This window comes from Cupriavidus sp. 05L411, from assembly GCF_056398045.1.
On sequence record NZ_JBFTOQ010000009.1, the window covers coordinates 68,351 to 90,988 of the forward strand.

Annotated in this window: 20 protein-coding genes; 11 read left to right on the top strand and 9 right to left on the bottom strand. The window is 67.9% G+C overall.

Annotated elements, in window-relative coordinates:
- Window positions 1-12: 12 nt before the first annotated feature.
- The 6 genes from AC1DQR_RS13165 to AC1DQR_RS13190 all read left to right on the top strand — a co-directional run bounded on the left by AC1DQR_RS13165 (window position 13) and on the right by AC1DQR_RS13190 (window position 7,205).
- On the top strand, window positions 13-1,068 hold the full coding sequence (locus tag AC1DQR_RS13165) for a cyclase family protein (protein ID WP_150985130.1): 1,056 nt from the start codon (window positions 13-15) through the stop codon (window positions 1,066-1,068).
- Window positions 1,069-1,117: 49 nt separating this feature from the next.
- Complete coding sequence (locus AC1DQR_RS13170) at window positions 1,118-2,368, top strand: ABC transporter substrate-binding protein (RefSeq protein ID WP_183030924.1); 1,251 nt, start codon at window positions 1,118-1,120, stop codon at window positions 2,366-2,368.
- Window positions 2,369-2,404: 36 nt separating this feature from the next.
- Window positions 2,405-3,547, top strand: a complete 1,143-nt coding sequence (locus tag AC1DQR_RS13175) for a thiolase family protein (protein ID WP_416051364.1) — start codon at window positions 2,405-2,407, stop codon at window positions 3,545-3,547.
- A gap of 40 nt (window positions 3,548-3,587) precedes the next feature.
- Window positions 3,588-3,965 carry a Zn-ribbon domain-containing OB-fold protein gene (locus AC1DQR_RS13180; protein ID WP_416051363.1) on the top strand — a complete coding sequence of 126 codons (378 nt, stop codon included), beginning with the start codon at window positions 3,588-3,590 and terminating at the stop codon, window positions 3,963-3,965.
- Window positions 3,966-4,024: 59 nt separating this feature from the next.
- The gene (locus AC1DQR_RS13185) at window positions 4,025-5,023 is read left to right on the top strand and encodes a tripartite tricarboxylate transporter substrate binding protein (RefSeq protein ID WP_416051362.1); all 999 of its coding nucleotides are present in this window, start codon (window positions 4,025-4,027) and stop codon (window positions 5,021-5,023) included.
- 61 nt (window positions 5,024-5,084) lie between these two features.
- Entirely contained in the window at window positions 5,085-7,205 is a 2,121-nt protein-coding gene (locus AC1DQR_RS13190; RefSeq protein ID WP_416051361.1) for an acetate--CoA ligase family protein, read from the top strand.
- A 17-nt stretch (window positions 7,206-7,222) separates the two neighbouring features.
- Here AC1DQR_RS13190 and AC1DQR_RS13195 read toward each other — a convergent pair whose 3' ends face one another.
- The 5 genes from AC1DQR_RS13195 to AC1DQR_RS13215 form a co-directional block, all read right to left on the bottom strand.
- Window positions 7,223-8,734, bottom strand: a complete 1,512-nt coding sequence (locus AC1DQR_RS13195; RefSeq protein WP_477133170.1) for a sulfite reductase subunit alpha — start codon at window positions 8,732-8,734, stop codon at window positions 7,223-7,225.
- Between the two features lie 218 nt (window positions 8,735-8,952).
- Complete coding sequence (locus AC1DQR_RS13200) at window positions 8,953-9,960, bottom strand: FAD:protein FMN transferase (RefSeq protein WP_477133126.1); 1,008 nt, start codon at window positions 9,958-9,960, stop codon at window positions 8,953-8,955.
- Window positions 9,961-10,092: 132 nt separating this feature from the next.
- On the bottom strand, window positions 10,093-10,917 hold the full coding sequence (locus AC1DQR_RS13205) for a DUF4198 domain-containing protein (RefSeq protein WP_183030948.1): 825 nt from the start codon (window positions 10,915-10,917) through the stop codon (window positions 10,093-10,095).
- Between the two features lie 79 nt (window positions 10,918-10,996).
- A complete protein-coding gene (locus tag AC1DQR_RS13210) occupies window positions 10,997-11,521 on the bottom strand; it encodes a DUF2271 domain-containing protein (RefSeq protein ID WP_416051359.1) in 525 nt (174 codons plus the stop codon).
- A gap of 53 nt (window positions 11,522-11,574) precedes the next feature.
- Window positions 11,575-12,210, bottom strand: a complete 636-nt coding sequence (locus AC1DQR_RS13215) for a PepSY-associated TM helix domain-containing protein (protein WP_416051358.1) — start codon at window positions 12,208-12,210, stop codon at window positions 11,575-11,577.
- Between the two features lie 399 nt (window positions 12,211-12,609).
- Here AC1DQR_RS13215 and AC1DQR_RS13220 point away from each other — a divergent pair, with 399 nt between their 5' ends.
- The 4 genes from AC1DQR_RS13220 (at window position 12,610) to AC1DQR_RS13235 (ending at window position 16,640) form a co-directional block, all read left to right on the top strand.
- Entirely contained in the window at window positions 12,610-14,166 is a 1,557-nt protein-coding gene (locus tag AC1DQR_RS13220; protein ID WP_416051357.1) for a methyl-accepting chemotaxis protein, read from the top strand.
- A gap of 688 nt (window positions 14,167-14,854) precedes the next feature.
- Complete coding sequence (gene fur / locus AC1DQR_RS13225) at window positions 14,855-15,301, top strand: ferric iron uptake transcriptional regulator (protein ID WP_006159115.1); 447 nt, start codon at window positions 14,855-14,857, stop codon at window positions 15,299-15,301.
- A gap of 91 nt (window positions 15,302-15,392) precedes the next feature.
- On the top strand, window positions 15,393-15,671 hold the full coding sequence (locus tag AC1DQR_RS13230; RefSeq protein ID WP_416051356.1) for a hypothetical protein: 279 nt from the start codon (window positions 15,393-15,395) through the stop codon (window positions 15,669-15,671).
- A 171-nt stretch (window positions 15,672-15,842) separates the two neighbouring features.
- Window positions 15,843-16,640, top strand: a complete 798-nt coding sequence (locus tag AC1DQR_RS13235; RefSeq protein ID WP_477133127.1) for a MipA/OmpV family protein — start codon at window positions 15,843-15,845, stop codon at window positions 16,638-16,640.
- A gap of 89 nt (window positions 16,641-16,729) precedes the next feature.
- On the opposite strand, the gene AC1DQR_RS13240 is transcribed toward AC1DQR_RS13235, so the two are convergent.
- On the bottom strand, window positions 16,730-17,656 hold the full coding sequence (locus tag AC1DQR_RS13240; protein WP_416051354.1) for a DMT family transporter: 927 nt from the start codon (window positions 17,654-17,656) through the stop codon (window positions 16,730-16,732).
- Window positions 17,657-18,008: 352 nt separating this feature from the next.
- Between AC1DQR_RS13240 and AC1DQR_RS13245 the strand changes: the two genes are divergently transcribed.
- Window positions 18,009-18,326, top strand: a complete 318-nt coding sequence (locus tag AC1DQR_RS13245; protein ID WP_150985106.1) for a PadR family transcriptional regulator — start codon at window positions 18,009-18,011, stop codon at window positions 18,324-18,326.
- Between the two features lie 322 nt (window positions 18,327-18,648).
- Here AC1DQR_RS13245 and AC1DQR_RS13250 read toward each other — a convergent pair whose 3' ends face one another.
- The 3 genes from AC1DQR_RS13250 to AC1DQR_RS13260 all read right to left on the bottom strand — a co-directional run bounded on the left by AC1DQR_RS13250 (window position 18,649) and on the right by AC1DQR_RS13260 (window position 22,597).
- A complete protein-coding gene (locus tag AC1DQR_RS13250) occupies window positions 18,649-19,668 on the bottom strand; it encodes a putative 2-aminoethylphosphonate ABC transporter substrate-binding protein (RefSeq protein ID WP_416051353.1) in 1,020 nt (339 codons plus the stop codon).
- 86 nt (window positions 19,669-19,754) lie between these two features.
- Window positions 19,755-21,500, bottom strand: coding sequence for a putative 2-aminoethylphosphonate ABC transporter permease subunit (locus AC1DQR_RS13255; protein WP_477133128.1), 1,746 nt, complete (start codon window positions 21,498-21,500; stop codon window positions 19,755-19,757).
- Window positions 21,497-22,597 carry a putative 2-aminoethylphosphonate ABC transporter ATP-binding protein gene (locus tag AC1DQR_RS13260; RefSeq protein ID WP_477133129.1) on the bottom strand — a complete coding sequence of 367 codons (1,101 nt, stop codon included), beginning with the start codon at window positions 22,595-22,597 and terminating at the stop codon, window positions 21,497-21,499. Before AC1DQR_RS13260 ends, AC1DQR_RS13255 begins: the two co-directional genes overlap by 4 nt.
- Window positions 22,598-22,638 lie beyond the last annotated feature (41 nt).

Genomic DNA, 22,638 nt, shown 5'->3' on the forward strand with positions numbered 1-22,638 from the left:
GAGACAGACAGCATGCGCTGGAAGCAACGACCGCAAGGTTCCAACTGGGGCGACTTCGGCCCCGACGACCAGCTTGGCCGCGTCAACCTGATCGGCGCCGAGCAGGTGCGCAAGGGCGCGCGCGAGGTACAGGCCGGGCTGTCGTTCTGCCTGTCGCTGCCGCTGGATTATCCCGGCGGCAACAAGCTCAACCCGCGCCGCCATCCGCCAGTGCTGCGCCCCACCTTCCGCGACGACATACCTTATGTGAACTTCCCGCTGGCCAAGGTCGACCCAAGCGCCACCGACGTGATCAGCGACGACCAGGTGCTGCTATCGCTGCAGTACTCCACGCAGTGGGACTCGCTCGCCCACGTGGGCGCGCTGTTCGATGCGGATGGCGATGGCCGCCCGGAGCGGGTCTACTACAACGGCTATCGCGCCAACGAGCACATCGTGGGCCCGGTGGACTACGCGGAGGACGATCATTTTGCCGCGCACGCCTGCGGCCACGACCACAGCGAGGCGCGCGCGCTCGGCATCGAGAACTTCGCCGTCAAGGGCATGCAGGGGCGCGGCGTGCTGGTGGACCTGGCCAACGCGTTTGGCCAGGATTTCCGCAACGTGGGCTACGACGACCTGATGCACGTGCTGGAGGCCGACCGGGTGGAGGTGGAACCCGGCGACATGCTGTTGCTGCGCACGGGCTTTGCCGAAGTGGTGCTGTCGATGCAGCGCGAGCCGGATGAAGCCGTGCTGCATCACAGCTGTTGCGCGCTCGACGGCCGCGACGACCGCCTGCTGAACTGGATCACCGATGCGGGCATCGCCGCGCTGATCGCCGACAACTACGCGGTGGAGCGCTATCCCGCGCGGCCCGCGCCGGCCGACCAGCCGAATCATCCGCTGCTGCCGCTGCACCATCACTGCCTGTTCAAGCTCGGCCTGCCGCTGGGCGAACTCTGGTACCTGAAGGAGCTCGCGCAGTGGCTGCGTGCCAACCAGCGCTCGCGCTTCATGCTGACCGCGCCGCCGCTGCGGCTGCCGGGCGCGGTGGGCTCGCCCACCACGCCGATCGCTACCGTCTAGGCACCCACAAGAAAGCAAGTCAACAAGACCAAAGCTGGAGGAGACCACCATGAACCGAAACCACTCGCTGCTGCGCCGCCCGCTGGGCGCGCTCGCCATCGCTGCCGCGTTGCTGTGCGGCGCAGGACAGGCCAATGCGCAGCCGGCCAAGGCCGGCATTTCCGATGACGAGGTCAAGATCGGCCTGATCCTCGACATGAGCGGCCTGTACGCCGACGTGACCGGGCGCGGCAGCGCCACCGCCGCGCAGATGGCCATCGACGATTTTGGCGGCAAGGTGCTGGGCAAGAAGATCGAGCTGGTGGTGGCCGATCACCAGAACAAGGCCGACATCGCCGCCAGCAAGGCGCGCGAGTGGTTCGATACGGGCCACGTCGACGCCATCCTGGACGTGGCCGCCTCGGCACCGGCGCTGGCGGTGCTGGAGGTCGCCAAGCAGAAGAACAAGATCGTGGTGTTCTCCGGCCCCGGCACCGAGCGCATCACCAACGACCTGTGCACGCCGGTTTCGGTGCATTACGCCTATGACACCTACGCGCTGGCCAATTCCACAGCGCGCGCGGTAGTGCAGCGCGGCGGCAAGACGTGGTTCTTCCTGACCGCCGACTATGCCTTCGGCCACACGCTGCAGGAGTCCGCCACCGCCGTGATCAACGAGACCGGCGGCAAGGTGCTCGGCGCGGCGCGCCATCCCATCGGCGCCAGCGATTTTGCTTCCTACCTGCTGCAGGCCCAGGCCAGCAAGGCGCAGGTGGTGGGCCTGGCCAATGCCGGCGGCGATGCCGTCAACGCCATCAAGGCGGCCAGCGAATTCGGCCTGACCAAAGGTGGCAACCAGCGCATGGCGGGACTGCTGCTGTACATCAACGACATCCACGCCATCGGCCTGAAGACCGCATCCGGGCTGCTGCTGACCGAAGGCTTCTACTGGGACATGAACGACGCCACGCGCGCGTGGTCGCGCCGGTACTTCGAGAAGCTCAAGAAGATGCCGAACATGAGCCAGGCCGGCACCTATTCGTCGGTGATGCATTACCTCAAGGCGATCCAGGCCGCGGGCACCGACGAAACCGCTGCCGTCATGAAGCAGATGAAGGCGATGCCGATCAACGACTTCTTCGCCAAGAACGGCCGTATCCGCGAAGACGGCCGCATGATTCACGACATGTACCTGTTCGAGGTCAAGACGCCGGCGGAATCGAAGTACCCATGGGACTACTACAAGCTGCTGGCCACGGTGCCCGGCGACCAGGCCTTCATGCCGGTGGCCAAGTCGCAATGCCCGCTGCTCAAGCGTTGAAGTACTTGCCGTATTTGAAGTATTGAGAGAGGCCCCATGCAACATGCAGCTTACCTGCGCGGCGCGGGCAATACGCGCTTTGGCCGCGTCGAGGGCAGCACGCCGCTGACGCTGATGGCGCAGGCCACCGACGCCGCGCTGGCCGACGCGGGCCTGGCCCGCGCCGACATCGACGGCGTGCTGTGCGGCTACGCCACCACGCTGCCGCACCTGATGCTGGCCACGCGCTTTTGCGAGTACGCCTCGCTCGATCCGGCCTACGCGCACGGCGTGGCCTCCGGCGGCGCCACCGGCGGCGTGATGGCCATGCTGGCGCGCGAGCTGGTGGGCGCAGGGCGCTGCCGCAACGTGCTGGTGGTGGCCGGCGAAAACCGCCTCTCCGGCCAGAGCCGTGACCAGTCCATCCAGACGCTGGCCCAGGTTGGCGAGCCGGACATGGAAGTGCCCAACGGCGCTTCCGTGCCGGCTTACTACGCGCTGCTGGCCTCGCGCTATCTGGCCGAGACCGGCATGCACGCCGACGCGCTCAGCGGCTTCGCGGTGCTGATGCGCGAGCACGCGGCGGGGCACCCCGATGCGCACCTGCGCGAGCCGCTCACGCTGGATGCGGCACGCGCCGCCAAGCCCATCGCCACGCCGCTGCGGTTGTCGGACTGCTGCCCGATCTCCGATGGCGCGGTGGCGCTGGTGGTGTCCGCCGAGCCGGGCGGCGGCACACCCGTGCGCATCACGGGCGCGGGGCAGGCGCATCGCCACCAGCATCTGTGCGCGCTCGAGAGCGTGCTGGCTACCGGCGCCGCCGACGCCGCGCGGCGCGCGCTCGCGCAAGCGGGCAACACGATCGGGCAGATCGACTACCTGGCGATCTACGACTCGTTCACGATCACGCTGGCCATGCTGCTGGAAGAGCTTGGCATAGCCGCGCGCGGCGGCTCGCCGCAGCGGCTTGCCGCAGGCGACTTTGCGCGCGACGGCGCGCTGCCGCTCAACACGCACGGCGGCCTGCTTGCCTTCGGGCACTCGGGCGTGGCCGGCGGGCTGATGCACCTGGCGGAAGCCACGCGGCAGCTTGCGGGCAAGGCTGGCGCGCGCCAGTTGCCGCCGCGCAAGCGCGCGCTGTTTCACGCGGATGGCGGGGTGCTGTCTTCGCATGTCAGCCTGGTGCTGGAGGCGGCATGAGAACGCTTGCAATACCCACCGCTTCGCCAAGGACATCGCCATGAGCAATGACCATCCCTATCAAGCCGGCCTCGACGCGGGCGTGGTGCGCTATCAGGCGTGCGAGGACTGCGCCGCGTGGCAACCGCTGCAGCGCCATGCATGCCGCGCTTGCGGCAGCACGCGGCTGGCGTGGCGCGACGCCACGGGCCGCGCTACCGTGCACAGCGTCACCGAAGTCGCGCGCGCGCCCACCGAGGATTTCCGCGCGCTGGCGCCTTACACGCTGGTGCTGGCCACGCTTGACGAAGGCCCGCGCGTGATGGCGCATGCCGAGCCCGGCGTGACGATCGGCGAGCGCGTGCGCGCGGGGTTCATGCGCCATGGCGAGCGCACGCTGCTGCGTTTCCAGCGCGAGTCGCCGCATGGTCCGCCGTAGCACGACGTAGCACTACGTAGCACGACGCATCAACACACATCGACACCCTGGAGACCAACATGGTCCGAACCTTGCCGCTTCGGCGGCCCGCGCGCGCCCTGCTGATGGGCGCGATGGCAATGGCCGCCGTGCTGCTGGCCGCGCCCGGCGCACGCGCGCAGGACTGGCCCACGCGTCCGGTGCGGCTGATTGTGCCTTACCCGCCCGGCGGCCCCACCGACATCGTGGCGCGCGTGGTCGGGCAGAAATTGTCGGAGCAGCTCAAGCAGCCCGTGGTGATCGAGAACCGGCCCGGCGCGGGCGGCAATATCGGCGCCGAGGCCACCGCCAAGGCCGCCCCGGATGGCTACACGCTGCTGGTGGCGACCACGGCGCACGCCATCAACATGACGCTGTTCACCAAGCCCGGCTACAACACGCAGAAGGACTTCGCCCCGGTCTCGCTGCTGACGCGCGGCCCGCTGGTGCTGGTCACGGCGCCCGCCACACCAGCGGCCAATGTCGCGGAGCTGATCGCGCTGGCCAAGGCCAAGCCGGGACAAGTCAGCTTTGCCAGCTCCGGCAACGGCCAGTCCACGCACCTCGCCGCCGAGCTGTTCAACAGCATGGCGGGCACGCACATGACCCACGTGCCGTACAAAGGCAGCGCGCCCGCGCTCACCGATGTGATGGGCGGGCAAGCCACGGTCATGTTCGACACCATGCTCTCCGCCATGCCCTTCGTGCGCGAGGGCCGGCTGCGCGCGCTGGCGATCACCGGCACGACCCGCTCGCCCGCCGCGCCCGATGTGCCCACCATGGCGCAGGCTGGCCTGCCAGGCTACGAGGCCACCGCGTGGAATGCTCTGCTCGCGCCGGCGGCGACACCACAGGCCGTGATCGCCACCTTGAGCAGCGCGCTGAAGGCTGTGCTTGAACAGGAAGAGGTACGCGCCAAGTTCGCTACGCAGGGCTTCGCCGCGGAATGGACAGCGCCAGGCGCCACGGCGCAGTTCCTGACCCGGGAGATCGACAAATGGGGCAAGGTGGTCAAGGCCTCCGGCGCCACCATCGATTGAGCCATTCACGCTGTTCCCTGAAGCCGGACATGCCGGCCATTGATTCCGGATCGCATTCATCATGAACCAGACCTTGCAAGCCTTGCTGGCGCCGCGCTCGATCGCGGTGATCGGCGCCTCCGACCATATCCACAAGATCGGTGGCCGGCCCATCTACTACATGCGCGAGCATGGCTACGCCGGCAAGCTCTTCCCGGTGAACCCGCAGCGCGACACCATCCAGGGCATGCCCGCCTTTGCCTCGCTTGATGCGCTGCCCGAGGTGCCGGAGCTGGCCATCATCGTGGTGGGCGGCGACGCAGCGGTGTCGGCGGTGCGCGATTGCGCGCGGCTGGGCGTGGCGGCCGCGATCGTGATCGCCTCGGGCTTCGGCGAAGCCGGCGAGGAAGGCCGCCGCCAGCAGGATGAGATGGTGCGGGTTGCCACCGGTGCGGGGCTGCGCCTGGTTGGCCCGAACAGCCAGGGCCTGGCCAATTTCGGCACCGGCACCATTGCCAGCTTCTCCACCATGTTTATCGAAGTGCCGCCGCAGGATGGCCCGGTGGCCGTAGTCAGCCAGAGCGGCGGCGTCAGCGCCATGGTCTACGGCCTGCTGCGCGGCCAGGGCATCGGCGTGCGCCATATGCACGCCACCGGCAACGAAGCTGACATCACGGTGAGCGAGCTGGCGCTGGCCGTGGCGCACGATCCCGATGTGCAACTGATCCTGCTGTACCTGGAGAGCCTGACCGATCCGGCGGTGCTGGCGCAAGCCGCCGCGGTGGCGCGCCGCCGTGGCGTGCCCATCGTTGCCGTCAAGGCGGGCCGCTCCAGCGCGGGCCAGCGCGCGGCGGCGTCGCACACTGGCGCCATTGCCAATGAAGACCGCGCGGTGGGTGCCTTCCTGGCGCGGCACGGCATCTGCCGCGTGGATGATGCGCACGCGCTGGCGCGCTGTGCGCCGCTCTACCTGCGCGGCTGGCAGGCCAGCGGGCGGCAGCTGGTGGTGGTGAGCAATTCCGGCGCGAGCTGCGTGATGGCGGCCGATGCGGCAGAGCCGCTCGGGCTTGCGCTGGCGCCGCTGTCGCAGGCCACGCAGGCAGCGCTGGCGGAGCGCCTGCCCGGTTTCGCCTCGACGGCAAACCCGGTCGATGTCACCGCCGCGCTGCTGACCAACAGCGGGCTGTTTGGCGACGTGCTGCCGGTGGTGGCCGCCGACCCGGCCGCCGACCTGCTGCTGCTGGATATCCCGGTGGCGGGCATGGGCTACGACCTGCCACGCTTTGCACGCGACGCCGCCAGCTTTGCCGACAGCGCCGGCAAGCCGATTGCGGTGGCGGCCTGGCAGGCGCCGGTGGCAGCCGCGTTCCGCGCGGCCAACGTGCCGACCTATGCCAGCGGCGCCGAGGCGCTGGCTGCGTTCGCGCAACTGGTCACGCACCAGCAGCAACTGCGCGATGTGGCCGCGCAAGACACGGCCGTCGCCGCGCATCGGCCGGCGGCAAGCGAAGCAGCGGGCGCTGCGTCGAGCGCTACCGGCCACACGCTGAGCGAGGCGGCGAGCCTCACGCGCCTGGCGTTGGCCGGCATCCCGGTGGTAGCGCACAAGCTGTGCCAGAGCGTGGATGAAGCGGTCGCGGCCTGGCGCGAGTTGAAAGGGCCCGTCGCAGTCAAGGCCAGCTCGCCGCAAGTGCCGCACAAGAGCGAGCACGGCCTTGTCGCGTTGAATTGCAACGATGAACACGCCGTGGCGCAGGCCTTCCTCACGCAGACCGACATCCTGGACAAGCTCGGCGCGGCCTGCGAGGGCGTGGTGGTGGCACGCATGGAACGCGGCCAGCGCGAATGCATGGTGGGCGCGCACTGGGACCCGGTGTTCGGGCCGGTGGTGCTGGTGGGAGACGGCGGCAAATATGTGGAGGTGCTGCGCGACACGGCCGTGCTGCTGGCGCCGTGCAGCGAGGCCGCGGTGGCGCGCGCCGTGGCCGGCCTGCGCATTGCGCCGCTGCTGGCGGGCGTGCGCGGCGAGCCGGCTGTCGATGTGGCGGCGCTGTGCCGGATCGCCGTGCGCGTGGGCCAGCTGATGCTTGAGGCCAACGGTGCGATCCGCTCGATCGACCTCAACCCGGTGATGGTGAGCGCGGGCGGGGCGGTGGTGGTGGATGCGCTGATGGAGGCGGCAACGGACGCTGCGCCAGCCTGATTGTTCTCCAGGCAGGCTCAGTAGACGTCGCGCCGATACCGGCCCTGCTCGCCAAGGCGCAGCAGGGCCTCTTCGCCCAGCACGTCCGACAGCGCCGCGTTGACGCCACTGGCCATGCCCTTGAGGCTGCCGCAAACGTAGATGGCCGCGCCGGCTTCGATCCATTCGCGCAATACGCCGGCCGATGCGCGCACGGCGTCCTGCACGTAATGCAGCGAGCCGCCATCGCGCGAGTAGACCAGGTCCAGCCGCTGCAGCACGCCATTGGCCTGCCATGCGGCGAGCTCAGCGTGGTGGAACGCGTCGTGCTCCGCGGTGCGCTCGCCAAACAGCAGCCAGTTGCGATGATGCCTCGCAACGGCGCGGGCCTTAAGATGCGCGCGCAGGCCCGCCAGGCCGGTGCCGTTGCCGATCAGGATCAGCGGGCGATCATCCGCTGGCGGATGAAAGCCGCGATTGGTGCGGATGCGCAGGGCGATGCCCGCGCCTGGCTCCGCATGCGCGGTGAGCCAGCCGGATGCCAGGCCGAGCCGGCCGTCGTCATGGCGCGTCTGGCGCACCAGCAAATCCAGTTGCCCGTCGCCCGGCAGCGAGGCAATCGAATACTCGCGGTGCGGCAACAGCGGCAGCGTATCCACCAGCCGTTGCGGGGTGACGCCGGCCAGCGCGGCAAGATGCGGATCGGGCAGGACGATGCGCGTGGCGAGCGCCTGCGCCAGCGTGGTGGATGCGCCATCGCAGCGCACGGCGGTGTCGCCCTCCAGCGAGAGCTTTGCCAGCACGCGCGCCACCTCGGACGGCGCAAGGCACGGGCCGATCTCGGCGATGTCGCCGGCCTGCCACGACGGCGCGCCGTCGCCCACGGTTGCCGGCACCAGCGCAAGGTGGAAGGCTGGCGCGCCCGGGCTGCCGGGATTGAGCAGCCTGCGCTCGTGCAGCCGCCAGTCGGCGTAGCGGGGCTTTTCCCAGTCGGCGATCTCGGCGCCGCCGGCGAGCGCACTGAGATGGTTCTGCCAGTGGCGCAGGGCCCCGGCATCGCCGTTGTCCACCTCCACCGTGTCGAAGAGCGCCTGCGCATGCTGGCGCTGCATCCATGCCGACAGCGCGTGGCCGAAGGCGCAGTAGTTCGCGTAGCTGCGGTCGCCAAGCGCGAGGATGCCGTAGCGCAGCGCGCGCAGGCCACCCGCACCGGCGGCGGCCGTCAGGCGGCGTGCAAAGCCCGAGGCGCTGTCTGGCGCATCGCCCTCGCCCGTGGTGCTGACCACGAACAGCACCTGGCGGCAATGGGCAAGACGCCCAGCCTCCAGCTGGTCGAACGATAGCAGCTGCGCGGGCACGCCGGCATCCTGCAGGGCTTGCGCGGTCTGCAATGCAAGCTGTTCGGCAAACCCGCTCTGGCTCGCATAGGCCACGACCGTGGCGCCGTCCTTGGCCTCAGATAGCTGGCCGGCGCGCGCATGCCGCTGGCGATGCCGGCCGATCAAGGCGGCACAGAACCCGGCATAGGCTATTACCACGCCGGCGGCCATGCCGGTGCGGCTGGGTGCGAGAAAGCCCAGAGCGATGCCAACCACGCCAGCCAGCGCGCCCAGCAGGATCACGGTGTCGATGATGCGGATGCGCTTGCGGGAATTGCCGGTATCGTCGGTATTGCCGGAACTGCTGGCGTGGCCGTCGTGGCCCTGCTGGCGCGGGCTAGCCGCGGCCGGCGGGTCCATCGGCAGGGAGGAGGCGGTATCGGGCGTGGTCATGACAGCATGGCCTCGAAGGCCGGCGACAAGCGTTCGTCGAAGCCGTCGCTGCGGCGGATCAGGAAGCGCGCGGCCAGCGCATGACGGCGGGCGAATACCATGCCCGCCTCGGGACCCAGCACGGTCAGCGCGGTGGACAGCGCATCGGCCATCATGCATTGCGGATGCAGCACCGTGACGGAGGCCAGCGCGTGGCTGGCCGGGTAGCCCGTGCGCGGGTCCAGCGTGTGCGCATAGCGGCGACCGCCGCTATCGAAGTAACGCCGGTAGTCGCCGGAGGTGGCCACCGACAAGCCATGCAGCGCGACCAGCGTCTCGTGCCCCGCCGCGCCGCCGCCCGGCGGCGTTTCCAGCGCGACCCACCACGGCATGCCGTCGGGCTTGACGCCATGGCCGCGCAGCTCGCCGCCGATTTCCACCAGGTGGTTGTCGATGCCCTGCCCGCTCAGGTAGCGCGACACTGCGTCCACGCCAAAGCCCTTGGCGATGGCACAGAAGTCCAGCCGGATGCCGCCGGGCTGCTGCACGCGGCTGCCCGCCTCGTCGATGACGATGCGCTGCCATGCGCATTGCGCGCGCGCCTGCTCCAGCGCCGCCAGCGCGGGCGCTTGGGTACGGCGCGGCGCCGGGCCGAAGCCCCACAGGTCGACCAGCGGCCCCGCGCTGGGGTCAAAGGCGCCGCCACTGTCGCGCGCCACTTGCAGCGCGGCCTTCAGCACGGTGAAGCAGTCGGCTGGCAGCACCTGCCAGCTGCCGGCCGCGGCGCGGTTGAAGCGGCTCACGTCCGAGGCTTCGTCCCAGTTGCTCATCTGCGCGACGACCTCGGCCAGCACGGCGCGGATGCCGCCGTCGAGCGTGTCTTGATCGACTGCCACGGGCGATGCGGCCCACGCCACCGACCAAGTGGTGCCCATGGTCTCGCCTTGCCGCCGGCACAGGCGTGACGCCGCGGCAGGCACGGGCGGCACGGCACCAAGCGAAAGGGGAACCAGGACACGCTGCATATGAGACGGCCAGTGACCGATAGTGATGGACAGGAGACGGAAACGACGAAAACACAAAAAGCCCGCTGGGGGCTTAGGGCTTGGGCAGGCGACGGGACTCACGCCCCGCCGCCTGCCGGTGTGGCATTGCGCTTACTGCGGCAGCACTTCCACCGTGGCCGCATAGCTGGCGCGGCGTGTCTTGGCTTCCTTGACGGCAACCTTGTCGTCGCGCACCTCGGCTTCCATCCAGTACATGCCCGGGGCCGGCCACTTGACGCTGAACTTGCCGTCGGCGTCGGTGGTGAACGCCATTTCCTGCAACTGGTCGCGGTAGCGGATGCCACCCGGCACCACGGCTACCTTGACGTTGGCGGCGGGCTTGCCGTCCAGCAGCAGGCGAAAGCTGGCGGCGTCGCCGGCGACCAGGTCGTTCGGGTGCGTGACTGGTGCCAGCTCCAGGCCGCGGCCGGTGGTCTGCAGCACCTTGGCGGTAGGCTTGCCCGCCGTCACGAAGGCTTCCAGGCGGCTGTCGGCCTGCGTCACCTGCAGGTCCTGCGCGCCGGCCGGCACCTCCTTGGCGAAGGCTTCGGGCGAACCGCGCCAGCGCTTGGCCTGGCCGTCCACTTTGTAGCTGGCAAACAGGCCGTGGTTGACCATGGCCACCTTGTAGGTGCCGGGCTGGGTCAGGTGCACGTCGAAGGTGCTGCGATAGCGGCCGGTGCTGGCGTTCTCGACCTTGGCCGCGGCGCCGTCCGGCGCGGTCACGGCAAGGTTATCGAGGCGCAGCGGCACGTGCTCGAAGTAGAACAGGTCGTTCGACACAGCGGCGTCGACGGTCACCCACGGGTCGCTGCCCGACAGCACGGTCGCCGACGGCAGCAGCCACTGGCGGTGTGCGTGGGCGGCCAGCGGCATCAGCGCGGCCAGGGCCAGCGCGGCGGCCTGGACGGACAGTTTGGTGGCGAAGGTCTTCATCGTCATGCTCCTATTCCTCTTGCTATTGAATGCAGGGCTGGTTGATCGGTTCGGGGCTCAGGACTCAGGGCTCGGGGCCTCAGGGCTTCAGGTCGACCGAGACGCCGCCAAGCTCATGCTCGCCCTTGGCCTTGGCCGAGGCGGCTGCCTTCGGCGGCCAGGCAAAGGGCACCCGCAGCAGCTCGCGGCCACCGACCTCGCGGGCGGCTTCCACGACGAGCTGATACTCGCCGGCGGGCAGCTTGCCCAGTGGCGCCTTGGCATCCGTGAAAGTGAGCGTGTGCTCTCCAGCCGCGCGCGTGGCGCCGGAGATGCCATCGGCGGGCATCTGCATGTCGCGCCCGGCCTTGCGCCACCACTGGCGCATGTCCTTGAGCCACTTGGTGCCCTCGCCGTCCTTGTGCTTGACGTCATACCAGACGGCCAGCGTGGCGGCCGGGCTCTGGTCGGCGCGCTCGATCCACATCGAGACATAGGGCCGGTGGTACTCCGCGACGTTCAGGCGCGGGATCTCTACCTTGACGTTCATTTCGGCCGCCACGACCGGGCTGGCGAACGGAGCCGCGGCCAGGCCGGTAAGGGTGACGGTAAGCAATCGGCGCATAACGGGACCTCGTCTTGGAACGGTAAATGGGATCAGGTGATCGCTAGTGATCGTTAGTGGATGAACAGCAGCGCCAGCAACAGCGGCACCACCAGGCCCAGCCCGACCAGCGGCCAGGTCGCCATGCGGCCACCGGCGTGCAGCTTGAGCAGGAACAACCCGGTCACGCTGAAAATCAGGCAGGCCGCGGCGAACACATCCAGGAACAGGCTCCAGGCGCGGCCGGTGTTGCGGCCCTTGTGCAGGTCGTTCAGGTAGGAGATCCAGCCGCGCGTGGTCTTCTCGTACTGCACCTCGCCGCTGTCCAGTGCCACGCTGACCCAGGCGTCGCCACCCGGGCGCGGCAATGCGACATAGATCTCATCGGCCTGCCACTCGGCTTCACGCTCATGGGCGTTGATATCGAGTTCCTGCGACAGCCAGTTGGCCAGCGCCGCTGGCACCGGGCCCTTGTCTGCGTGCGTGGCCTTGCGCAAGGCCGCCGTGAGGCTGGCCGGCGCGCTCGCCGTGCGCGTGACCACTTGCGGGCGAGCCTCGATCTGGCCAGCGTGGTTGAGCGTGAAGCCGGTGACGGCGAACAGCAGCATGCCGATCAGGCACATTGCCGAACTGATCCAGTGCCACTGATGCAGGTGCTTGAGCCAGAAGGCCCGGCGCTGCTGGCCTGCCCCTAGCGATGTTTCAGTCATGTTTGTTGATCTTCCGGCGCCCGGCAACCCGCTTCTCCGGTGCCTCACTGGTCAGCTTGCCGCGTCCGCGCGAAGGTGCCGCGCCCCATGCCAGGTGACGGCCCAGGCAAATAAACCGAAAGGATAATGGTTCTCATTTGAAATCGCAATGCTTGCACTGGCGACCAGGCATTACGTTCCATTACACGCTCCACGCTCGGAACGCCCCTTGAAGTGCAGCGTCATCCGCAGCCAAAAGATCATTTGTGCGGTTACGCGCACGCCATTGGCAAATTCCCCTGCAAGCCTTGCTGCACCTGAGGAAATCCCCTAGCGAGCGGTCGTCAAGTTTGTCTTCCGGGGCGCCGTTATCGCATCAGGAGTGCCGTAAATCCATAGCTGGAAAAAGGGGGAGAGAGAATGCTGGAGCGCCTGAGCCTGAGGAAAAAACTGCTGTTGCCATTGCTGCTGAGCTGGGTCTGCCTGCTCGGGCTGACGCTATGGGATGCCTGGCAGATGCGCGAGCTGCGCCTGGCGGAGAGAAAGCTCGACCTGGCCCACGTCACCGAAACCGCGCTGTCCATGGTCCAGTCGTACGAGGCACTGGGGCGCAGCGGCAAGATGCCGATGGAAGAGGCCAAGCAGCAGGCCCTGGAGCGCGTGCGCGCCATCCGCTTTGGCGAGGACGGCTACTTCACCCTGATGCACTCCAACGCGGTCGTGGTGATGCATCCGTTCAAACCGGAGATGAACGGCAAGAACATGGAAGACACCAAGGACCCGAAGGGCACTTATCTGTTCCGCGATATTGCCGCGATCGGCAAGGGCGCGGGACAGGGCTACGTGCAATACCTGTGGGCCAAGCCTGGTGCCGAGGCGCCGCAGCCCAAGCTGAGCTACGTGGCGAACTTCAAGCCGTGGGACTGGAACTTCATCGCCGGGGTCTACCTGGACGATATCGACGCGGCGTTCCGCCAGGCGCTGCTCAAGTCGCTGGCCTTGCTGCTGGGCATCGGCACGGTGATGACTGTGGTGGTGGTGCGCATCGCCAACGGCCTGCAAAAACAGCTGGGCGGAGAGCCGGCGCTGACTTCGCGCATCGCCGCGCGCATCGCGGAAGGCGACCTGGCCAGCGAAGTGCACACCGCGCCCGGCGACAACCACAGCGTGCTGTTCGCCATGCAGCAGATGCAAACCCGCCTGACCGGCGCCATCGGCAGCATCCGCGGCTCGGCGGATTCGATCGCCGGAGCGGCCAGGGAGATCGCCACCGGCAACGCCGACCTGTCGCGCCGCAGCGAAGAGCAAGCGGCGTCGCTAGAGCAAACCGCAGCCAGCATGGAGCAGCTCACCGGCACCGTGCGCCAGAGCGCCGACAACGCGCGCCAGGCCAGCCGCCTGGCCGAGGGCGCATCGGAGATCGCGGTGCGCGGCGGCGTCATCGTGGGCAAGGTGGTCAACACCATGGGCGAGATCAAGGCCGCCTCCGGCAAGGTGGTCGACATCATCGGCGTGATCGAAGGCATCGCCTTCCAGACCAATATCCTGGCGCTCAACGCCGCGGTGGAAGCCGCCCGCGCGGGCGACCAGGGCCGCGGCTTCGCGGTGGTGGCCGGCGAGGTACGCAGCCTGGCGCAGCGCAGCGCTACCGCCGCCAAGGAGATCAAGGCCTTGATCGGCAACTCCGCGCAGCGGGTGGATGATGGCTCGGCGCTAGTGGAAACCGCCGGGCAAGCGATGGGCGAGATCGTGGAAGCGGTCAAGCGCGTGACCGACCTGATGGGCGAGATGCGCGCCGCCACCGAAGAGCAGACCGGCGGCATCGAGCAGGTCAACCAGGCCGTGACGCAGATGGACCAGATGGCGCAGCAAAACGCCGCGCTGGTGGAGCAGGCAGCCGCCGCGGCCGCCTCCCTCGAAGACCAGGCCGATGCGCTGCACCGCGCCGTTGGCACGTTCCGGCTGGCGGGCGCCTGAGATCCGCATAGGGCAGTAACCAGCGGCGCCCTGAGCTTGGCATGGGGGGCGCCGCCATCGCGCGCTTGACTGCGCGCTTCGCGTGCGCCGGGGACTTTCCCGCTTGCCCGGCGCACGTTTTCTTCTTCCGCGTCCCCCCCGGTGTTTCCTCCCGCGCTTGCGTGCAACTGGCGGCCGCGCCACCCGCGAAGCCCTTCCGAAATAAGTTGAAAATTTTCCTTGTAATGAGATTAATTCCCATTTACCATGGCTTCACTGACTGACGCAGGCAAGCAAGCAAGGAAGCAAGCAAGACGAGCCCGGCGCCAGGCACCAGAACACAGCAAGGCCAGCGGCAAGTCCGCGGTAACCAGAATGTTGAGAGGTCGCAACGCGGCATCCATCACCGTCTTTTGTGGGGACCGCTCCGTACCGCGGAGCGTTTGGCAGTAGCCAGTCACCGGAGGATCGGGAAAGCAACCAGACCCCGCTTTCCCGATCGCCTCTTCGGCCGACAAGCCAAGCCATTTTTTATTCCGCAAGCCGTGCGCCACGGCTTGCAGCAGCGGGCGGCCTTCCTTGCAGGACGCCGCCCGCTGCACGCCTACGGTTGGTATCGCGAACGTCCGCCCAATGCGCGTGACGGCGCGGCCGGCCCAAACACCTTCATTTCCGATCGATGCGCCCCGTGCGGGCGCCAAGCCGCAGCATGCTGATGCCTCCCGACAGTACCGAACCCATTGACCTCAAGCGTGCCGGACTCAAGGCGACGTCACCGCGCGTTCGCGTGCTGGAAGTGTTCCGTGCCAGCCCGCGGCGCCACCTCAGCGCCGAAGACGTCTACCGCATCCTGCTGGCTCAGGAAGTCGACGCCGGCTTGTCGACGATCTACCGCGTGCTCAACCAGCTGGTGCAGGCCAACATCCTGTTGCGCCACAGCTTCGAAGCCGATCACGCGGTGTTCGAGCTCAACGAAGGCGGCCACCACGACCACCTGATCTGCGTGGCCTGCGGCCGCGTGGAAGAATTCCGCGACGAAGCCATCGAAATCCGCCAGCGCGAAGTGGCAAGCGCCAATGCCTTCGTGCTGCGCGAGCACATGCTGGTGCTATACGGCCTTTGCCCCGAATGCCGGGCCGACAAATCCATCAACTGAGACGGCCTTTGTTCCACCGCCCCCATTGTCGGAACCACGGCCTCGCCCGTCCCCGCCCGCCGCGGGCGCCGGTGCGCAACCGGAGTCCATCATGGATCGCCAGACCAAGCCCCTGACCGAACTCAAGCGCCTGCTGAACGATTGCCTGCATGCGCAACCCGGCTGCCAGGGCTGCCAGCTGCACGCCGTGTGCGTGCACCGGCCGGACCACACGGGGTGCAACTGGAGCGCGGAGGTCGATTTCCCCGGGACGAGCGACGAAGAAGCGATACGGAGCTTGCCACTGGCACGCCGGGTAGTCGTGATGGTCAGGGAGCGCTTCAATGTTGAGCGGATGAACGTGGGCGAACCGGGCTTGAGCCCGGCTTAAGCCTGGCTTGAGCCCCCGGCACAGTTCACGCAAGCAGGCGGCACTTGAGTGCAGGCACATGGGTGAGCGTTTTCCACCCTGCCAAATCCCCCACCCCCACCCCCTCCAGTTAAAATCCCCCGCTAGCCCCCGCGCGCAGCGCGGCCCCACTCAAACCCGCTCCGCCTCCAAATGCCCATCCCCTTCGCGCCCCGCCGCGCACTTCTGGCTCTAGCCCTCACCCTGGGCGCCACAACCGCCTGGGCAGCGCCTGACGTGCCGGCCACCATCGCGCCCGCCAGTAACTGGAAGATCTCGGCCGGCCCCGGCGTGTACGCCGCGCCGGATTTCCCCGGCTCTCGCAGCACGCTTGTTTATCCGATCATCTACCAGGACATCGACTACGGCGGCCGCTTCTTCTCGCGCGGCTTCGACCTGCTCGGGGTCTACGCGGTGAACAACGATATCTGGCAGATCGGCGCAGACTTCCAGTTCGACCCGACCTGGCGCAAAAGCAAGAATGACAGCCGGCTCAGGGGCCTGGGCGACGTCAACATGACTATGCGGGCGCGCGCATTCGCGCAGGCGCAGGTGTCGTTCGTGACGTTCTCGGCGGATGTGGCGCAGGATATCGCAGGCCAGGGCCAAGGCCTGATTGCGAATGGCGATGTGCTGTTCAGCCTGCCAGCCGGTAAGTGGCTATTCACATTGGGGCCGGGGGTGACCTGGACCAACAGCAAATACATGCAGACGTTCTTTGGCGTCACGGCCGAGCAGAGCGCGCGTTCCGGCCTGCAGACGCATGCCGTGGGTGCTGGCCTGCGCGAGTGGCATGCGAATGGCATCGTCACCTACGAGATTTCGCGCAACTGGTCCGCGCTAGCCTCCGTGACCTTTGCCCGGCTGCAGGGCGACGCGGCCAGCAGCCCGATCACCGAGCGGCGCCAGCAATGGACCACCATGGGCGCCGTGACCTATCGTTTCCGCTAAGCGCGGATAGCACGGATAGCACGGATAGCGCTGGAAGCTCGGGTAGCGCGAGATGGGCTAGATGAGCGCGATGGCCGAGCCTTCCGCCGTCAGGGCCGGCCCGGCCCTGGCGCCACCGCATTCGCGCTCGCAGCCGGGACGGCGGGCCGCAGCACCAGCCAGACGGCCATCCCGATCAGCGCTCCGCCGGCGGCGTGTGCCCACGACAACTGCTCGCCAAGGAAGATGGCGCCCCAGACGATGCCGAACGGCGGGATCAGGAAGGTCACGGTCAGCGAGCGAACCGGGCCCAGGTCTGCAATCAGCCGGTAGTACAGGATGTACGCAATCGCCGTGCAGAGCATCCCCACCCCGAGCATCGCCATCCACACGCCCGGGCCGGCTGCCGGCAGCGTGTTTTCCCGCATCAGTGCAGCCGCGCTAAACGGCAGCAGGAACAGGGTGGCGCCAATCATGCTGCCCGTTGCCACCAGGCGGGCGTCCAGACCGCCCTGCGCGGTGATCCAGCGCCGCGCGAGGAAGCCCGCGAGACCGTAGCATGCTGTCGCCACCAGGCAGGCAGCGGCGCCGAGCAGCACCTGGGGCGAGAACGCTACCGGTCCGGTGCGGGTCAGCACCGCTACGCCGGCAACGCCGAGGACGACGCCGCCGGCCTTGGCCAGCGTCAGGCGCTCGCTAAAGCACAACGCGCCGATCAGCACGCCCATCAGCGGCGTCATGGCGTTGAACACCGCGGAGTAGCCTGCCGGCAACCACAGCGCCGCAAAGGAGTACATGGCGAACGGGATGCCCGAGTTGATCACGCCCAGTACCATGACCTGGCGCCACTTGCCGCGCATGTCCCAGCGCACACGCATCATCGCCAGGCAGGCCAAGAGCGTCAGCGCCCCGATCAGTACCCGCAGAAAGGCGGCGGTCAGGGGACCAAGCACCGGCGCGCTGATCCGCAGGAACAGGAAACTGGCGCCCCAGATAGCGGCAAGGCTGAGCAGGCGAATCAGGTCGGTGGGTTTCATGGCGGGGAGAAAAGACGAGGATGGCGTGCCCGGATTAAACCCCGGCGCCAGTGTGGCCGCAAGCTGGTTTCGGACATCTCCCTGCTCCAGATTGCCGCCTGAAAGTGAGTTATTAGGCGTTTTTTGGCGGAATCACCACACTGACACCCTACTGAAGAGGGGACGGCTACATGAGTTGCGTGACAAGTCGTATTTAGTTATTTTAAACTCTGATCTGCGCCAGAGTTAATTGACCCCTCCGACGCATTCCCGACAAGCCGCCACTCACGTGGCGGCTTCTTTTTTTGCGGCGCACGGTTCACAACTATAAATCAACGTCAACCGCAATGGGAGATGACGCGTTTGCAGCGTCATGAAACGACAGTTCCTTGGCTTGCTAGCCCGCATTTACGTCCTCCAATTTGCCGTCGAGGTGCCGGCCACCGTGGCCATGCTTGCCGAGATGCTGATGGAGTACGGCTTCCAGGTGGACATTGGCACCGTCCGTCCCTTGCTGCGCGCCTTGCAGATGGAAGGCTACATGGAAAGCGTCCTGCGTGACGGCATCGGGCGCGTCTACCTGATCACGGAGCGTGGCCGGGAAGAACTGCGCAGCAGCCGCAGCCATGTGGACGACCTGTATCGCCGACTGCACTCGCGCAACGATCCCTCGGAAGCGTCCCACGGCTGATTGCCAGCACGGCGGCCAGGCCTGGCCGCTTTTACGCAGCGCCCCCGGCGGCGCTCGCATCGGAGCAGCGTGAGTCCACACTCACGCCCTCGTTTCTCCTCGCATTTCCCCCGCACGCTGTCCATCAAAAACGCCCAAACGGGGTCGTTTTGCCGCAACTCGTCATGCGACGAATAACGTACCCGTTTCTGCGTGGACCACCATGCTTTGCATCAATGAAAGCGCGCCCGGGCAAGCCGTACGCGCTGGATTGCGCACCGCTTGCCCGGGCTTGCCGTCTGATGCTGATCGCCAGGTTTTACTGCTTTGCTTTCTGACTGATTTACTTCTTCTCGGCCTTGCCTTCGTAGCGCTTGCTCCACTCGGCAAGGATACGGTCGCGGTTGGCGCTGGCCCACGTGAAGTCGTTCTTGATCAGGCGCTTCTCGTAATCGGCCGGCAGCAGCGGATCCGGCTTGGCGATGCCAGGGATGGCCAGCACCGCGAAGTTCTTCTCGTACAGCGCCATGGCGTCGGACGAGGCGGAGAAGTCGGCCAGCTTGCGCGCCGCATCCAGGTTCTTGGTGCCCTTGATGATTGCGGTGGCCTCGATGTCCCAGCCCAGCCCTTCGGACGGCAGCACGATATCGATCGGCGCGCCTTCCTTCTTGGACTTCATCGCACGGTATTCAAACGCGATGCCGATCGGAAACTCGCCTTGCGCCGCCATCTTGCAAGGCTTGGAGCCGGAGTGCGTATACAGGCCAATGTTCTTGTGCAAGGCGTCCATGTAGGACCAGCCCTTTTGCTCGCCCATCATCTGCAGCCAGGCGCTCACGTCCAGGTAGCCGGTGCCCGACGACGCCGGATGCGGCATGACAATCTTGCCGGCGTATACCGGCTTGGTCAGGTCGGCCCACGACGTGGGCTTGGGCAAGCCCTGTTTTTGCGCCTCGATGGTGTTGAAGCAGATTGCCGCGCCCCATACGTCCATGCCAACCCACGCCGGCGGATTGGCAGCGCTGCGGTATTGCGCGTCCACCGCCGCCAGGTTCTTCGGCGCGTACGGCTGCAGCATGCCTTCCTTGTCGAGAATGGCGAGGCTGGAACCGGCCAGGCCCCACACCGCGTCGGCGCGCGGCGCGGCCTTCTCGGCCAGCAGCTTGGCGGTCACGATGCCGGTGGAGTCGCGCACCCACTTGATCTCGATGTCCGGGTTGGCCTTCTCGAACGCGGCCTTGTAGGCGGCGATCTGGTCGGCCTCCAGCGCGGTGTAAACCGTCAGCACGGTATTGGCATGGGCTGCGCCGGCCAGCAGCGCGAAGGCGGCCACGGCGGTGGCGGTGCGGAACAGGTGAGTCATGGTTTCTCCTTGGAAGGCGTGTCGTGAAATTCGGGTCGTGAAAGGCGTGTCGTGTCGTGTCGCCGGCGCTGGTTAGCGACGGCGAATCAAGGCGCCGGCGCGCGCCACGCTTGCGTGCGGCGCAGCCAGCCGCGCGCGGCGCCCATCAGCAGCAGGCAGGCCAGCGCCGAGGTCAGCAGGATCAGCGTGGACATGGCCGCGGCCGGCGCGGTGTCGCCGGCGTCGTCCATGTTCAGCACCGAGATCGCGGCCAGCACGGTATCGGGGCTGTAGAGGAAGATCACCGCGGATACCGTGGTCATGGCCGAGACGAACAGGTAGCGGAAGATATCGATCAGCGCGGGCAGGCAGATCGGCACCGTCACCCGCCAGCAGGTGACCAGCGGCGCCACGCCCAGCGACAGCGCGGCGGCCTCGAACTCGGCATCGAGCTGGCGCAGCGCGGCGGCGGCGGTAAGGTGGCCGGTGGTGTAGAAGTGGGCCACGTTGCAGATCACCAGCAGCGTCATGGTGCCGTAGAGCGCGTGTAGCGGATTGGACGGCGCGTTGAAGAAAAACACATAGCCTAGCCCAAGCACCAGGCCGGGCACCGCCATCGGCAACACAAAGCCGGCGCGCAGCACGCCATGCAACCACGCCGGCCCGCGCGTGCGCTCGGTCAGCCACGCGCCGAAGAAGATCGCCAGCGTGCCGGCCAGTGCGCTCAGCGCAGCCAGGCGCAAGCTGTTGCGGTAGGCCAGCCAGCCGCCGCCATCCATATTGTCGAAGTCGTAATGCGCCAGTGTGAGCTGCAGGTTGTACGGCCACAGCTTGACCAGCGAAGCGCCCACCGCCGCCGCCAGCATGGTCAGCAAGGCGGCGCCGATCACCATCACCACCAGCGTGCAACACGTGTCGCGCAGCCCGTCGCGGCCCGGCACATAGACCTGGGCACGGCTCGACATCTGCGCGCGTTGCCGGCGCTGCATGGCGATGTCCACGCCGAACGTCAGCAGCGCCGGCAGCAGCAGCAGCATGCCGATCAGCGCGCCGCGCGCGAACTGCTGTTGCCCCACCACGGCCTTGTAGGCTTCCAGCGCCAGCACCGGATAGCCGCCGCCCACCACCTTGGGCACGCCGAAATCCGTCACCACCAGCGTAAACACGAGGCACGCCGCGCCAAACAGGCCATGCCGCGCGCCCGGCAGCGTCACCGTGAGGAAGGTACGCCAGGCGGAGGCCCCCATGGCGCGCGCAGCCTCGTACAGGCGCGCGTCGGCCAGGGAGAGCGCGGCCATCAGCACCATCAGCGCATGGGGAAACGTATAGAAGGCCTCGCCCAGCACGATGCCCCAGAAACCATAGATGCCGCCCGCGCCGAATGTCCCCTTGAAGACGCCCTGGTTGCCGAACAGGTAAACCAGCGCGATGCCCGGCAGCAGCGAAGGGGCGAACAGCGGCAGCAGCGCAATGCCGCGCCAGAGCGGCTTGAACGCGATACGGGAGCGTTGCAGCGCGTAGGCAAAGCCAAAGGCCAGCGGCACCACCAGCGCGGCCACGGTCAGCGAGACGGCCACGCTGCGGCCCAGCAGCGGCAGGAAATTCGGGTTGGCGACCAGCTCGGCCACGCGCGCGGGCAAGGCCCAGCGCCCGGCGTCATCGAACCACGCCTGGCCAAACAGCGCCAGCAGCGGCAGCACCAGCGCCACAGCCAGCCCGGCAAGCCAGAGCCACTTCATCGCAGCGGGCGCGGCATGCGCGATGCGGTCCGCCGCGCTGCCGGCGCCACGCCCGCGACCGACAGTGGCATCGCTATTGGCCTTCGCCCCGGCCACGGGCAATGCGCGCGTCATGCGAACACCTGCAGCGCCTGGCTGGGCAGCGACACCCAGAACTTGTGGCTGCCCGGCGCCGGCAACAGGTGGCGCTCCTCGCGCAGCACGTCGGCAAACAGCGTGTGGCCCGGCAGGCGGTCGGCCTCCAGCATCAGGCGATAGCGGCTGCCCAGATAGGTCTGGTCGACAATGCGCGCCAGCAGGCGGTTAGGCTCGCCGTCCACGGGGTGCAGCCGGATGGCCTCCGGGCGGCAGCACAGCCGGGCTGCGCCATCGGCCACCTCGCCCGCGCGGGCCGGGGACACGGTCAGGTCGAGCTCGCCCACGCTGAAGGTATCGCGCCCGCTGAGCTGGCCATCCAGCCAGTTGGCCTGGCCGATGAATTCGGCCACGAAGGCCGAGGCCGGGCGCTCGTAGATCTCGCCGGGCGTGCCGACCTGGGCGATGCGCCCGCCCTCCATCACAGCGATGCGGTCCGCCATCGCCATGGCTTCATCCTGGTCGTGCGTGACCATGACGGTGGTGACGTTCAAGCGCCGCTGCAACTGGCGCAACTCCAGCCTCAGATGCTCGCGCACCCGCGCATCGAGTGCCGACATCGGCTCATCGAGCAGCAGCAGCGACGGTGCCGGCGCCAGCGCGCGCGCCAGTGCCACGCGCTGCTGCTGGCCGCCCGAGAGCTGCCCGGGGAACTTGCGCTCGCTGCCGGCCAGGCCTACCAGCGACAGCATTTCCGCGACGCGGGCCTCGCGATGCGCACGTCCCATGCCGCGGCCCTGCAAGCCGTAGGCCACATTCTGTGCCACCGACAGATTGGGAAACAGCGCATAGGACTGGAACAGGATGCCGTAGTCGCGCGCCTGCGGCGGCAAGCCTGTCAGCTCGCGCCCGCCGGCGTGGATACGGCCCGTGTCTTCGCGCTCCAGCCCCGCGATGATGCGCAGCAAGGTGGTCTTGCCGCACCCCGATGGGCCCAGCAGGCACAGCAGTTCCCCCTGCGCCACCGACAGCGAAACGCCGTCCAGCGCCTGGAACCCTCCCGCCCCTCCGAAACGCTTGCCTACCTGCTCGACCGCCAGGAACGCGCGGCCCGGCGCGGACTCACCTGCTTGCATGGACAACCCTCTGCGCTTTGATAACAGCGGGCAGCATAGGA

What these genes read in the sequence shown, in the direction of transcription:
- AC1DQR_RS13245 (WP_150985106.1), top strand. Translation starts at nt 18,009, where the DNA reads ATGAAACGACAGTTCCTTGGCTTGCTAGCCCGCATTTACGTCCTCCAA.
- AC1DQR_RS13185 (WP_416051362.1), top strand. Translation starts at nt 4,025, where the DNA reads ATGGTCCGAACCTTGCCGCTTCGGCGGCCCGCGCGCGCCCTGCTGATG.
- AC1DQR_RS13260 (WP_477133129.1), bottom strand. Translation starts at nt 22,597, where the DNA reads ATGCAAGCAGGTGAGTCCGCGCCGGGCCGCGCGTTCCTGGCGGTCGAG.
- AC1DQR_RS13220 (WP_416051357.1), top strand. Translation starts at nt 12,610, where the DNA reads ATGCTGGAGCGCCTGAGCCTGAGGAAAAAACTGCTGTTGCCATTGCTG.
- fur (WP_006159115.1), top strand. Translation starts at nt 14,855, where the DNA reads ATGCTGATGCCTCCCGACAGTACCGAACCCATTGACCTCAAGCGTGCC.
- AC1DQR_RS13235 (WP_477133127.1), top strand. Translation starts at nt 15,843, where the DNA reads ATGCCCATCCCCTTCGCGCCCCGCCGCGCACTTCTGGCTCTAGCCCTC.
- AC1DQR_RS13200 (WP_477133126.1), bottom strand. Translation starts at nt 9,960, where the DNA reads ATGCAGCGTGTCCTGGTTCCCCTTTCGCTTGGTGCCGTGCCGCCCGTG.
- AC1DQR_RS13205 (WP_183030948.1), bottom strand. Translation starts at nt 10,917, where the DNA reads ATGAAGACCTTCGCCACCAAACTGTCCGTCCAGGCCGCCGCGCTGGCC.
- AC1DQR_RS13255 (WP_477133128.1), bottom strand. Translation starts at nt 21,500, where the DNA reads ATGACGCGCGCATTGCCCGTGGCCGGGGCGAAGGCCAATAGCGATGCC.
- AC1DQR_RS13165 (WP_150985130.1), top strand. Translation starts at nt 13, where the DNA reads ATGCGCTGGAAGCAACGACCGCAAGGTTCCAACTGGGGCGACTTCGGC.
- AC1DQR_RS13230 (WP_416051356.1), top strand. Translation starts at nt 15,393, where the DNA reads ATGGATCGCCAGACCAAGCCCCTGACCGAACTCAAGCGCCTGCTGAAC.
- AC1DQR_RS13175 (WP_416051364.1), top strand. Translation starts at nt 2,405, where the DNA reads ATGCAACATGCAGCTTACCTGCGCGGCGCGGGCAATACGCGCTTTGGC.
- AC1DQR_RS13210 (WP_416051359.1), bottom strand. Translation starts at nt 11,521, where the DNA reads ATGCGCCGATTGCTTACCGTCACCCTTACCGGCCTGGCCGCGGCTCCG.
- AC1DQR_RS13195 (WP_477133170.1), bottom strand. Translation starts at nt 8,734, where the DNA reads ATGGCCGCCGGCGTGGTAATAGCCTATGCCGGGTTCTGTGCCGCCTTG.
- AC1DQR_RS13170 (WP_183030924.1), top strand. Translation starts at nt 1,118, where the DNA reads ATGAACCGAAACCACTCGCTGCTGCGCCGCCCGCTGGGCGCGCTCGCC.
- AC1DQR_RS13250 (WP_416051353.1), bottom strand. Translation starts at nt 19,668, where the DNA reads ATGACTCACCTGTTCCGCACCGCCACCGCCGTGGCCGCCTTCGCGCTG.
- AC1DQR_RS13190 (WP_416051361.1), top strand. Translation starts at nt 5,085, where the DNA reads ATGAACCAGACCTTGCAAGCCTTGCTGGCGCCGCGCTCGATCGCGGTG.
- AC1DQR_RS13180 (WP_416051363.1), top strand. Translation starts at nt 3,588, where the DNA reads ATGAGCAATGACCATCCCTATCAAGCCGGCCTCGACGCGGGCGTGGTG.
- AC1DQR_RS13240 (WP_416051354.1), bottom strand. Translation starts at nt 17,656, where the DNA reads ATGAAACCCACCGACCTGATTCGCCTGCTCAGCCTTGCCGCTATCTGG.
- AC1DQR_RS13215 (WP_416051358.1), bottom strand. Translation starts at nt 12,210, where the DNA reads ATGACTGAAACATCGCTAGGGGCAGGCCAGCAGCGCCGGGCCTTCTGG.